Origin of the sequence: Streptomyces sp. NRRL F-5123 (genome assembly GCF_000721495.1) — a bacterium.
In the GTDB taxonomy this organism is placed as follows: Bacteria; Actinomycetota; Actinomycetes; order Streptomycetales; family Streptomycetaceae; genus Actinacidiphila.
In genome coordinates, this window is sequence record NZ_JOHY01000007.1 from 62,899 (window position 1) to 74,867 (window position 11,969).

General features: G+C 73.5%; 11 protein-coding genes. 3 read left to right on the forward strand and 8 right to left on the reverse strand.

The window, feature by feature from the left end; translation table 11 throughout:
• Positions 1–75: 75 nt before the first annotated feature.
• The 3 genes from IH54_RS0108685 to IH54_RS0108695 form a co-directional block, all read right to left on the reverse strand.
• The gene (locus IH54_RS0108685; protein WP_031514539.1) at positions 76–849 is read right to left on the reverse strand and encodes a TIGR03936 family radical SAM-associated protein; all 774 of its coding nucleotides are present in this window, start codon (positions 847–849) and stop codon (positions 76–78) included.
• A gap of 140 nt (positions 850–989) precedes the next feature.
• Positions 990–2,030, reverse strand: coding sequence for a hypothetical protein (locus IH54_RS0108690; RefSeq protein ID WP_159011716.1), 1,041 nt, complete (start codon positions 2,028–2,030; stop codon positions 990–992).
• A 434-nt stretch (positions 2,031–2,464) separates the two neighbouring features.
• A complete protein-coding gene (locus IH54_RS0108695; protein WP_031514543.1) occupies positions 2,465–4,108 on the reverse strand; it encodes a PLP-dependent aminotransferase family protein in 1,644 nt (547 codons plus the stop codon).
• Between the two features lie 102 nt (positions 4,109–4,210).
• On the opposite strand from IH54_RS0108695, the gene IH54_RS0108700 reads away from it, so the two are divergent.
• Together IH54_RS0108700 and IH54_RS0108705 are read left to right on the forward strand one after the other, a co-directional pair.
• Positions 4,211–4,831 carry a LysE family translocator gene (locus IH54_RS0108700; protein ID WP_031514545.1) on the forward strand — a complete coding sequence of 207 codons (621 nt, stop codon included), beginning with the start codon at positions 4,211–4,213 and terminating at the stop codon, positions 4,829–4,831.
• A gap of 80 nt (positions 4,832–4,911) precedes the next feature.
• Complete coding sequence (locus IH54_RS0108705) at positions 4,912–5,796, forward strand: hypothetical protein (RefSeq protein WP_031514547.1); 885 nt, start codon at positions 4,912–4,914, stop codon at positions 5,794–5,796.
• A 122-nt stretch (positions 5,797–5,918) separates the two neighbouring features.
• Here IH54_RS0108705 and IH54_RS0108710 read toward each other — a convergent pair whose 3' ends face one another.
• The gene (locus tag IH54_RS0108710) at positions 5,919–6,356 is read right to left on the reverse strand and encodes a hypothetical protein (protein ID WP_031514549.1); all 438 of its coding nucleotides are present in this window, start codon (positions 6,354–6,356) and stop codon (positions 5,919–5,921) included.
• A gap of 222 nt (positions 6,357–6,578) precedes the next feature.
• On the opposite strand from IH54_RS0108710, the gene IH54_RS0108715 reads away from it, so the two are divergent.
• On the forward strand, positions 6,579–8,192 hold the full coding sequence (locus IH54_RS0108715; RefSeq protein ID WP_052397223.1) for a recombinase family protein: 1,614 nt from the start codon (positions 6,579–6,581) through the stop codon (positions 8,190–8,192).
• A gap of 135 nt (positions 8,193–8,327) precedes the next feature.
• Here the strand turns inward: IH54_RS0108715 and IH54_RS0108720 are convergent, their stop codons facing one another.
• From IH54_RS0108720 to IH54_RS0108735, 4 genes are all read right to left on the reverse strand, one after another.
• Positions 8,328–8,747 carry a hypothetical protein gene (locus IH54_RS0108720; protein WP_031514553.1) on the reverse strand — a complete coding sequence of 140 codons (420 nt, stop codon included), beginning with the start codon at positions 8,745–8,747 and terminating at the stop codon, positions 8,328–8,330.
• A complete protein-coding gene (locus IH54_RS0108725; protein ID WP_031514555.1) occupies positions 8,738–8,929 on the reverse strand; it encodes a hypothetical protein in 192 nt (63 codons plus the stop codon). The genes IH54_RS0108720 and IH54_RS0108725 overlap by 10 nt, the downstream gene beginning before the upstream one ends.
• Before the next feature lie 5 nt (positions 8,930–8,934).
• Positions 8,935–10,881: a TIGR03960 family B12-binding radical SAM protein gene (locus tag IH54_RS0108730; protein ID WP_031514557.1), complete on the reverse strand. Its 1,947-nt coding sequence runs from the start codon at positions 10,879–10,881 to the stop codon at positions 8,935–8,937.
• A gap of 130 nt (positions 10,882–11,011) precedes the next feature.
• Positions 11,012–11,929, reverse strand: a complete 918-nt coding sequence (locus IH54_RS0108735; RefSeq protein WP_052397224.1) for a CHAD domain-containing protein — start codon at positions 11,927–11,929, stop codon at positions 11,012–11,014.
• Positions 11,930–11,969: the final 40 nt, after the last annotated feature.

An 11,969-nucleotide genomic window follows, 5' to 3' on the forward strand; every position in this document is an offset into this window, starting at 1 on the left:
CGAAAGTCTCATGTGGTCAGCGGCGCCGGACCCGGGTGGCTCCCTGGTGCGTCGGCGACGCGCGTGACGACGCGGCTACGCGGTACCGGCCGGCACCGCCACGGCGTCGCGATCGGGCGCGAGCGGGTCGGTGACCGTGCCGGTGTCCTCGGCGAGCGGCCCCTGCGCCAGCCTGGTCACCGCAGCGGGGACCGGCGGCGCGAGGTCGGCCGTCGCCTGAAGGCCGGACAGTACGTCGTCGGGCCGTACGGCAGGTGTCAGGTGCCGCACAACCAGCCGCAGTATCGCACAGGCGCGGTCCTGCGGCGTATCGGTACCCGGGAGCGGCGCGCCCGGGTCGGTGGCGGTCCCGTCGTCCTCCACGACCTCGAACCGCGTGACCGCGGCCCGGCAGTCGAAGGTGCGGATGCCGTTCTTGGTGCTGCGCTGTACTTCCACGGTGTCCGCGGCGAGGAAGGCCGCGACCGCCCGGCGGGCGTCCGCGGGCTCCACGCCGTCCAGCCGGAGCTGCCACACCGACGCCTCCAGGCGCTCGGCGAGGCCCGGCGTGCGGGCCTCGACGGCCTCGATCACGTCGAGGCCGGGCGGCAGCGACTCGTCCAGCAGGGTCCGCAGCTTCTCCGGGTCGCGGGAAGCGGCCAGGCCGATCTCCAGGTACTCCGCCTCGCTGCCGACGCCGGTAGGTGCTGCGTTGGCGTACGACACCTTGGGGTGCGGGGTGAAGCCCGCGGAGTACGCCATCGGCACCTCGGCCCTGCGCAGGGCCCGCTCGAAGGCGCGCTGGAAGTCACGGTGGCTGGTGAACCGGAGGCGGCCCCGCTTGGTGTAACGCAACCTGATGCGCTGCACCGTCGGCGCGGGCGGCGGGCCTTCGGGCTGTCGCTTGCCCAGTGTCGTTCAGTCCCTACGAGAAATCGGCGGACGTCGTCTGCACCAAGGTTACGCCGTGCGGCCCCACCCCGTCGCGGCGCGGCCGCACGACCGGCCGGTCAGCGCCGCTCGTCCTCCCACGGCAGCCGCTTCGGTTCCGCACCGCGCCGTACGGGCTCGCGCGGCTGTGCGCCGAACAGCACGTGCCGTACGGTCCTGCGGGCCTCGGCCACCGCGTCCGCCACCGGCCGCCACACCGCCCGCCGGTACCAGCGCCCCGCCGCGCGCACCCCGCGCAGCGCCGGGGCCCCCGTCCGGCTCCACACCCACGCCACCGGCGCCACGACCAGCACCCGCGCGGCCCACAGCAGCGCCCGGCCCAGCGCGCGCGACACGAACGCGGTGCCGCGCCACGCGAAGCGCAGCGCCGTCCACAGCTCGCGCGCCAGCGGCACCACGACCCGGCGCCACAGCGTGCCGCCCGGCCGCCGCACCCCCCACGTGAACAGCCATCCCACGGCCTTCCCGAGGGCCCGCGCCACGAAGACCAGGGCGCGCCACACCAGCCCCAGCACCCAGCCGACCGCCCGCGCCACGAGCGCCACGCCCCGCCACACCAGCCCCAGCACCCACCCGACCGCCTTCGCGACCGGCACGACCACCCGGCGCCACACGAACGTGCCGGGCCGCACCAGCAGATACGCCCCGAGGAAGCGCACCACCGCGCGCAGCGCGCGCCCGGTCGGCAGCGTCACCCGGCGCCACAGGAACCCCACCGCCGCGGCGATCCCGCGCCCCGCCGGGCACGCCACCCGGCGCCACAGGAACCCCACGACGGCGTCGACCGCCATGGCCACCGGCACGATCCCCCACCGCCACGCCGCCACCGCGGCCGGCCGCACGACGTACCGGAAGAGCGCGACGAGCGGAACGACGAAGAGGTACCGCCCCGCGATGTACAGCAGCGGCAGCACGACGCGGCGCCACGTCCACCGCAGCGCTTCCGCGCAGGCGCGCGCGATCGCGGCGAGGGCGTCCCACACGAGGCGTACGGGCAGCACGACGGCGAACGTCACGACGCGTACGGGTACGCGTACCGCGACCACCAGACACCCCTCGCCCGCGGGTGGCGCCGCCCCCAACTCCCCCTGGTCCCCCATGCCCTGAACGTAACAGCCCCGCCCGGCCGGGGGTACGCCCCGGACATCCCCTCGCGACCGCGGTGGGTGTGCCGCTCCGGGGTGCCACCGGAGATGCTTTGCGCGATCTTCCGCGCGTGGGCGCTTGTCGCTCCGGGGTGCCACTTGCGGTGGCGTCCGCGACCTTCCGCCGGCGGTGGGCTGATCGCGCAGTTCTCCCGCACCCCCCTGGTGTGTCCCCCGCGCGGCACGGGCAAGCCCCTGACGGGCGCATCCCCCTGCGGGGCAGGTCTTGCGGGGGCAGGCTTTGCGGGGCGAGGGCACTCGTTTTTCAGGGGCGCGTGGGGGCACCTCCCAGGCGAAGCCCTGGGGGAGAACCGCGCGCGGAACCACCCACCGGCGGACGGTCGCGCGGGCCACCGCGAGGCGCAGCCCGCGGCGCCGCCGCGGAAGGCTCACGCAGTGAGGAGGCGGGCGAGGGCGGCCACGCCCGTGGTGATGTCCGGCGGGGTGCGGGCCGCGTAGCCGAGGACGAGCCCCGCAGGGCCCGGCACCTGGCGGTGCCAGGAGAGCGGGTGCACCTTCACCCCGTGCCCCAGCGCCGCGGCGGCGACCTCCGTGTCGGACACCGCCCCGTACGCCTCCAGCGTGACGGTGATGTGCAGCCCGGCGGCGGCCCCGCGGACGACCGCCCCGGGCAGCATCTCCCCGATCGCCGCGACCATCGCGTCCCTGCGCCTGCGGTGTCTGCGGCGCAGCAGCCGCAACTGCCGTTCCAGCGCCCCGGTCCGCATGAGCCGGGCGAGGACGAGCTGCGGGAGCGTCGCGGTGCCGAGGTCGGCGAAGCGCTTGGCCTCCACGAGGGCGTCGTGGTGCCGCGCGGGCACGAGCACCCACCCGATCCGCAGCGCGGGCGCGAGGAGCTTGGAGATGCTGCCGGTGTAGCAGACGTGGTCGGCGAGCAGCGCGCGCAGCGCGGCGACCGGCGGCCGGTCGTAGCGGTGCTCGGCGTCGTAGTCGTCCTCGACGACGAGCCCGCCGTCGCGCGCGGCCCAGTCCATGAGGGCGCGGCGGCGGCGCCCGCCGAGCACGACGCCGGTGGGGAACTGGTGCGCGGGCGTGACCAGTACGGCGGGTGCGCCGCTCGCACGGAGCGCGTCGACGCGCAGGCCGTCCGCGTCGACGGGCACGGGCGGGGTGTGCAGCCCGGCGCGGACGAGGTGCTGGCGCACGCCGAGCGAGCCGGGGTCCTCGAAGGCGAGGGTGTCGATGCCGTCGGCGGCGAGGAGTTGGGCGAAGAGGCCGAGCGCCTGGGCGGTGCCGCCGACGATGACGACGTCGTCCGGGTCGGCGGGGATCCCGCGGTTCCTGGCCAGCCAGGCGGCGACCTCGCGGCGCAGGGCGGGGGCGCCGCGCGGGTCGCCGTACCCGAGGTCGGCGGCGGGGAGGTCGGCGAGCACGGCGCGCTCGGCGCGCAGCCACTCCCCGCGGGGAAAGGCGGCGAGGTCGGGCGCCCCCGGCGACAGGTCGACCTGCGCGGGCGCCGCCCGCAGCCTGTCGAAGACGTCGGAGCCGGGCACCCCGTCGAAGAGCCCGCCCCCGCGGCCCGCGCCGGCCCGGCCCGTACCCCCGGCGGCGCCGCCTTCGACACCCGTCACCACGGAGGCCGTACCACCAGCGTTCCCGCCAACCACCCCGCCCCCAGCGGCCGTACGCCCCCCAACGCCGCCGACACCCCCCGCCACAGAGGCCGTACGGCCGCCGTCGCCGGCCTCCCCCACCGTCAGCGGCGTGGCCACCACCCGCGTTCCCGCGCGGCCGTCCGCGGTGGTGTGGCCGTCCTCCGCGAGGCGGCGATAGGCCTCGGTCACGACGCCGCGCGAGACGCCGAGGTCAGCAGCCAGGGTGCGGGTGGCGGGCAGGCGGCTGCCGAGGGGGAGGCGGCCGTCGGAGACCGCGCGACGCAGTTCGGCGGCGAGCCAGTCGGCCAGTCCGCCGGGTGGGGCGGCGGTGATGTCGAGCTGCAGGAAATCCGCCCCCGAAGCGCCGGCGGCAGGCGTTACGGACCGGTCAAGAGGCCGTTCTTTGGACCTGTTCACGGGGCCATTGTGGCAGCAGGGTGGTGCTGCGGGCCGCGCCCCGCGCACCACACCCACCCGCAGCCAGGGCCCCCAACGGCCCCCGCCTCCCCCGGAGTCGCCATGAGCACCGCCTTCCTCCTCACCGCTCTCGTCGTGTGCCTGACGCCCGGGACCGGGGTCGTCTACACGCTGTCCGCCGCGCTCGCCCGCGGGCCGCGGGGCGGGGTGGTCGCGGCGGTCGGCTGCACGCTCGGGATCGTGCCGCACGTGCTGGCGACCGTGACGGGGGTCGCCGCGCTGCTGCACACCAGCGCGCTCGCCTTCCACGCACTGACGTACGCCGGGGCGGGATGGCTGCTGGTCATGGCCTGGTCGACGCTGCGGGACAAGGACGCGCTGGTCGTGCCGCGGGAGGAGGACGGCGGGGACACCCGGCCCGCCCGGCGCGTGGTCGGTTCGGCCGTGCTGCTCAACCTCCTCAACCCCAAACTGACCCTCTTCTTCTTCGCCTTCCTGCCGCAGTTCGTGCGCGACGACGACCCGCACCCGGCCCGGCAGATGCTCGTGCTGAGCGGGGTGTTCATGCTGATGACGTTCGCGGTCTTCGCCGGGTACGGGCTGCTGGCCGCGTCGGTACGGCGGCAGGTCGTGGCCCGGCCGCGGGTGCTGGCGTGGGCCCGGCGGGTCTTCGCGGGCTCCTTCGTGGCGCTGGGCGCGCGGCTCGCGCTGGCCGTCCGCTGACCCGGGCCCCTCGCCGATCCCCGCCCGCGGCGCCTATGGTGAGCGCGGGCAGGGACGGGGGCGGCGAGGGGGGAGACCGGGTGATCGGCGAACCGGAGATGGAAGGCGACGAGGGCGCCCCGGCGGCCCCCGGCGCGAGCCCCTTCGCGGACCGGCCCCGCAGCCCGTTACCGGCCCCGCTCCCGGGCACGGACCCGGGATCGGCCCCCGGCACGGCCCCCCGCGCCGAAGTGCTCAGCGGCGCCGGCCGGCCGCCCCGGCCCGCCCGGCTGAAGCCGCTGCTCCTCCGGTTGAGGGACCGCCCGTGGGCATGGGCGGCCTGCGCGGTCGTGATGACCTCCGCGGTGTGGGCGGGAGCCCTCGCGGGCACCGGCTACGGCCGCACCTCCGCGCCGGACCTGCACGGCTACCACGTGGGCGACGGCAACCCCTGCACCTACCTGAACCTGCGGCCGCTCACCGACCACCTCGGCGCCCGGGCCTTCGGCCAGATGCCGCCGACGATCGCGCACAGCGATGCGCTGGACCACGTCGAGTGCCGGCTGACCGCCGACTCGGAGGACGACGGCGACGGCTGGACGTCGACGTACACCGTCGCCGTGACCGTGGACCTGCACAAGAAGACCGATCCCAGCACGGAGTTCGACGCGGACGGCGAGGTCGTGGGGCAGCATCCGCACATCCCCGGGACGATGTTCCTCGTCGTGGACATCCCGGAGCGGACGACCCACCCGCGCGGCCTGGGCGACCGGGCGAACCTGGTCAGCTCGCAGTTCCGCCAGTCGCTCGGGGTACGGCACGGCGGGGCCGTCTTCACGCTCACGCTGACCGGGACGAACGAGTGGGACCCGGCCCACGGCGCGGAACCCGACTCCGACTCCCGTCCCCCCGTCATCGACACCACCGGACAGACGAAGGACCTCGTCCCGGCGATGCGCACCCTCATGGCCGCGCTCTCCTCGTAACGCCGTCACGGCACCGCCCGGTACGTCCGACGGCGGCAGCCTGCACGGCGCGTCCGGCGAGCGGCTGCCCACGGACCACCGCCCCCTCACCCCTGACGGGCCCGCGGTGCGCCGGTACGCGGTCAGCCGTGGCAGCGGCAGCGGCGCCCGCAGCCGCAGGACGTGAAGTCGTCGGCGAGCAGGCCGAGGCCCACGCCGAACATCCAGGAGTCCTTCGCCAGCGCGATGCCGTTCTGGGTCGGCCAGGGGCTCCCCGGCTCGTGCATCCCGGGAGTGCGCGCGTAGAGGCCGAGGAGCGCGCCGGAGAAGCCGGTGAGGAAGGCGCCGGCCACGGCGGCGGGCACGAAGGGCGCGAGCAGCAGCGACCCGGTGGCGATCTCGCCGCACGACAGCAGCCGCAGGAACTGCTGCGCGGTGAGCTTGCGGAACACCGGGTACGCCCCGCACGCCATCCCGTGCATCATCTCGGCGGTGGCCTCGTCGCCCTTCCACTTCTGCAGTCCCGAGTGCAGGACGAACGCCCCGGTGGCCGCCCGGGGCGGGAGCTGGCGCAGCTTCATGACCGGATTCCTCCCGTCGCGGCATCCCCCTCCCCCCAGGATGCGCGCCCCGCCCCCGCCCGCCACTCGGCAGCGCAACCGCAGGTCAGCCGGGGGTCACGAGCCGGCCGCGTTCACCACCGTGAGCGGCAGCAGCTTCTTGCCCGTTGGGCCGATCTGGATGTGGGTGTCCATCTGAAGGCACATGGACAGGTGCCTAAATCCAGGCCTACGGTTCCAGATATGAGGACACGCACGCGGAAACGGTCCAAGGACGACCAGCGACAGTACTCGGTCGAGTCCGAATGGTCCGAGGCAGATCTCGCGCTTCTGGAGGAGCTGAAGCAGGCCGAGGCCTTACTCCCCGAGGACGCGCCCCGGGCCCTCTTGTCCGTCCGCCTGTCTGTGCTGACGGACGAGACCACTTCGCCGGTCCGGCAGGAACTCGACCTTCGCATCCTGGCAAGGGAGCGCGGCTGCCGAGTCGTCGGCGTCGCCTCGGATCTCAACGTGTCGGCAACGAAGGTTCCGCCGTGGAAGAGGAAGGAACTCGGCGAGTGGCTGAACAACCGTTCGCCCGAGTTCGACGAGCTCTTGTTCTGGAAACTCGACCGTTTCGTACGCCGCCTCTCCGATCTCTCGACGATGATCGAGTGGAGCCTGAAGCGCGGGAAGAACCTCGTCTCGAAGAACGACAACCTTGATCTCACCACGACCGCCGGGAAGATCATGGTCACGATCATCGGCGGCATCGCCGAGATCGAGGCAGCGAACACTTCCACCCGGGTCACGAGCCTGTGGGACTACGCGAAGACTCAGGAAAAGTGGCTCATCGGCAAGCCCCCGTACGGCTACGTCTCGGGCGAGGACGAGTCGGGGAAGATCACCCTTGTCATCGACCCTGACGCCGCAGCGGCACTGCACTGGGCCCGGCGCATGGCGCTCCGAGGACGCTCCGCGGGTTTCATGGTGCGCTGCCTGAAGCGGTCCGGTCTCATGAGTCAGGGGCTCACCGTTGCGACGCTCCACCGCCGCCTCCGTAATCCCGCACTCCTCGGCTACCGGGTGGAGGAGGACGGGCAGGGAGGGCAACGGCGCTCGAAAGCGGTACTCGACAAGGGCGGCAGGCCCATCACAATCGCTCCCCCGATCTTCACCGAGGAGGAGTTCGAGACGCTCGGGGCCGCTCTCGACAAGCGCAGCAAGAACCAGCCCCCGCGCCGCGTCGGCGGACTGACCCAGTTCCTCGGCGTCCTCGTGTGCGCCGGCTGCAAGACGAACATGACCGTGCAGCTCACGAACAACAAGTTCGGGACCTACCAGTACCTGCGGTGCCGCAACTGCAAGAGCGGCGGACTCGGAGCGCCCAACCCCGAGCAGGTCTACGAGCGACTCGTCGAGGACGTACTCAAGGTCCTCGGCGACTTCCCGGTGGAGGTTCGCCAGTACGCCGAGGGCGCCAAGGCCCGGCGAGAGGTCAAGCGCCTCCAAGACTCCATCGCTCTCTACATGAGGGAACTCGAACCAGGGGGCCGGTCCACGAAGACCCGGTTCACGAAGGAACAGGCAGAGGCGACACTCGACAAGCTCATCGGGGAACTCGAAGCCATCGACCCCGAGACGGTGAAGGACCGGTGGGTCGACGTCCACGGCGGCAAGACCTTCCGCGAGCACTGGCAGCAGGGCGGCATGGAGGCGATGTCCGCAGACCTGTACCGAGTAGGCATCCGGTGCGAGGTGACCCGCACGAAGGTGCCGAAGGTACGCGCACCGAAGGTGCACCTGCGCCTGCTGATCCCAAAAAACGTGCGCGAGCGGCTCGTGGTCCGGGAGAACGACTTCGCAGAAGCCTTCTGAACATCTCCGTCGACACGCGGGCGCAGCCGCCTCCCCCGGTGTCCGGGAACGGCGCTTCCGTGCCGTCGTCGCGCTTTCTCCGGATCAAGCAGAACCAGTATCAGCGTGTCCACCATTCAAAGGGAGGCCCCGACCTCACTCCGGGCGCGCCTCACTGGATACGCTCTCGGCGCCGTGCGCGTCCGGCTGCGTGACCGGGAGGGGCGGCGGAGGGGTCCACTGCAAGCGAGCCTTCTCGATGTGGCCGAGCATCCACGCACGCTTTTCAGCGTTCGCGGAGTTCCACACCCAGCTCATCCGCCGGGCCCGCATGGCTTGCTCAATGCTCGTGAGCTGACGCCGACGGCGACCCGGCCACGGCCGACCGCTGGACGGCATGTTGTGACACAGGTCAGCGAGCATCCGGATACGCGCGAGCGCCTCGGCGGGCGGGACCTCGTCCCTCAGCGCCCGTCCGGCAAGGTACCGGATCTCGATGAACGCCATTGCCGACAGGTACGCGGCCAGCGCCACGTCGTCGACATCCGCCGAACCCCGCCGCTTCCTCAGACCCACTCGACCTCGCTGCGGACGCGGGGGCAGGCCGGAGGAGTCGGGAGGGGCGTCCGGGGAGCCATGGACTGCGGCTCCCCGGACTTCCGCGCGCCGAACGCGCCCAGGCCGGACAGGACAGCGGCCACCTCGGCCTCGCCGAGACCGGCAAGCGCATCTGTGATCTGCGTCACGGGGTCGCTCACGCCCGTTACGCGTTCTCGCTGGTCACAGAGTTCTTGACGGTCAGCGGCAGCAGCTTCTTGCCCGTGGGGCCCGTTTGTGGCCATGTGTCGAACTGCGGACAGACACCGCAGTCGAAGCAGGGGGTCCAGCGGCAGTCCTCGACCTCGGTCTCGTCGAGGGCGTCCTGCCAGTCCTCCCACAGCCAGTCCTTGTCGAGGCCGGAGTCGAGGTGGTCCCAGGGGAGGACCTCCTCGGCGGTGCGCTCGCGGGTGGTGTACCAGGGGAGGTCGACGCCCGTGGCCGGGAGGGCGGCGGCGCAGGCGCGCATCCAGCGGTCGTAGGAGAAGTGCTCGCGCCAGCCGTCGAAGCGGCCGCCGTCCTCGTAGACCGCGCGGATCACTGCGCCGACCCGGCGGTCGCCGCGGGAGAGCAGGCCCTCGACGATGCCGGGCTTGCCGTCGTGGTAGCGGAAGCCGATGTTGCGGCCGTACTTCCTGTCGCCGCGGATCGCGTCGCGCAGCTTCTCCAGGCGCGCGTCGGTCTCCTCGACGCCGAGCTGCGGCGCCCACTGGAAGGGGGTGTGCGGCTTGGGCACGAAGCCGCCGATGGAGACGGTGCAGCGGATGTCGTTCTGCCCGGTGACCTCGCGGCCCTTCTGGATGACGCGCTTGGCCATGTCGGCGATCTGCAGCACGTCCTCGTCGGTCTCGGTGGGCAGGCCGCACATGAAGTAGAGCTTCACCTGCCGCCATCCGTTGCCGTACGCGGTCGCGACCGTACGGATCAGGTCCTCTTCGGAGACCATCTTGTTGATGACCTTGCGGATGCGCTCCGAGCCGCCCTCGGGCGCGAAGGTCAGGCCGGAGCGGCGGCCGTTGCGGGTCAGCTCGTCGGCCAGGTCGATGTTGAAGGCGTCGACCCGGGTGGACGGCAGCGACAGGCCGATCTTGTCGTCCTCGTAGCGGTCGGCCAGGCCCTTGGCGACCTCGGCGATCTCGCTGTGGTCCGCGGACGACAGCGACAGCAGGCCGACCTCCTCGAAGCCGGTCGCCTTCAGACCCGCCTCGACCATCTCGCCGATGCCGGTGATGGAGCGCTCGCGCACCGGGCGGGTGATCATACCGGCCTGGCAGAAGCGGCAGCCGCGGGTGCAGCCGCGGAAGATCTCCACCGACATCCGCTCGTGCACGGTCTCGGCGAGCGGCACCAGCGGCTGCTTCGGGTAGGGCCACTCGTCGAGGTCCATGACGGTGTGCTTGGACACCCGCCACGGCACCCCGCTGCGGTTCGGCACGACCCGGGCGATCCGGCCGTCGGCCAGGTACTCGACGTCGTAGAAGCGCGGGACGTACACCCCGCCGGTCTTCGCCAGCCGCAGCAGCAGCTCGTCGCGCCCGCCGGGACGGCCCTCGGCCTTCCAGGCGCGGACGACCTCGGTGATCTCCAGCACGGCCTGCTCGCCGTCGCCGATCACGGCCGCGTCGATGAAGTCGGCGATCGGCTCGGGGTTGAACGCGGCGTGCCCGCCGGCCAGCACGACCGGGTCGTCCAGCGTGCGGTCCGCGGCGTTCAGCGGGATGCCGGCCAGGTCGAGCGCGGCGAGCATGTTGGTGTAGCCCAGCTCGGTCGAGAAGCTCAGGCCGAAGACGTCGAAGGCCCGCACCGGGCGGTGCGCGTCCACCGTGAACTGCGGCACGCCGTGCTCGCGCATCAGCGCTTCCAGGTCCGGCCACACGCTGTACGTGCGCTCCGCGAGGACGCCCTCGCGCTCGTTGAGCACCTCGTAGAGGATCATGACGCCCTGGTTGGGCAGCCCGACCTCGTACGCGTCCGGGTACATCAGCGCCCACCGCACATCGGCGGCGTCCCACTCCTTGACGGTGGAGTTCAGCTCACCGCCCACGTACTGGATCGGCTTCTGGACGTGCGGGAGAAGTGCTTCCAAGCGCGGGAAGACCGACTCGACAGGCATCTCGGCGACTTTCATCAGCTGACGGTGGGCGGCGGTCCCGGGGCGCGACGCGCCCTGACGGGGACGGGTGACCCTCAAGAGTACCCGGCCGCCCGCGCCTCCCGAGCCGCTCGCGTCCCCCGGGGGTGGCTCACGCCCCCGGCCCGCTCACGTCTCCCTGTCCGCCCGCAGCCCCCGGCCCGCTCACGTCTCCCTGTCCGCCCGCAGCCCCCGGCCCGCTCACGTCTCCCTGCTGCGCCGCCCGCGCCCGCTCGGCCCGGGCCATCGCCTCGTACGGTGCCGGATCCTCCCCCGCCGCCCGCGCGTCCGCCGCGGCGCCCTCCAGCGCCGTGCGGCACATCACGCTGTCCTGGTGCTCGCCCAGTAGCTCCTGGAGCCACTTCATCCGCGCGGTGTGCGCCTTGGCCGGGCCGCCGAGCACCGGGCGCACCGCCTCGCCGCTGTAGCGCGCCCGCTTGGCCGCCTTGCGGGCCTCGTGCAGCGCGGTGTCCCGCTCCGCGCCGGGCCCCAGCGCGAGGGCCGCCGCCATCCGGGCGCGCAGCCGCGCCATGTCCCGCCGTACGGTCGCCTCGGCGGCGGGCCCGGCGGGGTGCCGCGCGGCCGGGCGGTACGGGGGTGCGGACGTCAGCACGCCCATGGCGTCGAGCAGCGCGGCGTACCGGGCGCCGTCCAGGGTGCGCAGCACCGCCGCGTGAGCCGCGAGGGCGCTGCCCGCGCCCAGGGCGTCCACCCGTCCCCGTACGGCGGCGGAGGGCGCCGGATCCAGCTCCGCGAGCCGGGCGGCGAGGCGCTCGGCGAGGACCTCGCGGTCGCGCTCGGCGCCCAGCTCCGCGGCGAGCCACTTCAGTTCCGCGGCGAGCGGATCGGTGGCGGCCCGGTCCAGCTCCGGCCGAAAGCTCTTCAGCGCGCTGCGGGCCCTGCGGGTGGCCACCCGCATCCTGTGCACGGCGTCCGCCTCCCCGCGGCGGACCGCGGGCCCCAGCGCCTTCAGCGCTGCGCGCTGGGCTTCGACGTACGACGTGGCCGTGCGGCCCGCTTCGGCGCCCATACGGTTGACGCTACCCGTGCCCGCGCCGGGCAAGCGTCCC

Bases quoted from the DNA above. Each gene is read 5' to 3' on its own strand.
- IH54_RS0108690 (WP_159011716.1), bottom strand. From the start codon at position 2,030: ATGGGGGACCAGGGGGAGTTGGGGGCGGCGCCACCCGCGGGCGAGGGG.
- IH54_RS0108700 (WP_031514545.1), top strand. From the start codon at position 4,211: ATGAGCACCGCCTTCCTCCTCACCGCTCTCGTCGTGTGCCTGACGCCC.
- IH54_RS0108710 (WP_031514549.1), bottom strand. From the start codon at position 6,356: ATGAAGCTGCGCCAGCTCCCGCCCCGGGCGGCCACCGGGGCGTTCGTC.
- IH54_RS0108715 (WP_052397223.1), top strand. From the start codon at position 6,579: ATGAGGACACGCACGCGGAAACGGTCCAAGGACGACCAGCGACAGTAC.
- IH54_RS0108730 (WP_031514557.1), bottom strand. From the start codon at position 10,881: ATGCCTGTCGAGTCGGTCTTCCCGCGCTTGGAAGCACTTCTCCCGCAC.
- IH54_RS0108735 (WP_052397224.1), bottom strand. From the start codon at position 11,929: ATGGGCGCCGAAGCGGGCCGCACGGCCACGTCGTACGTCGAAGCCCAG.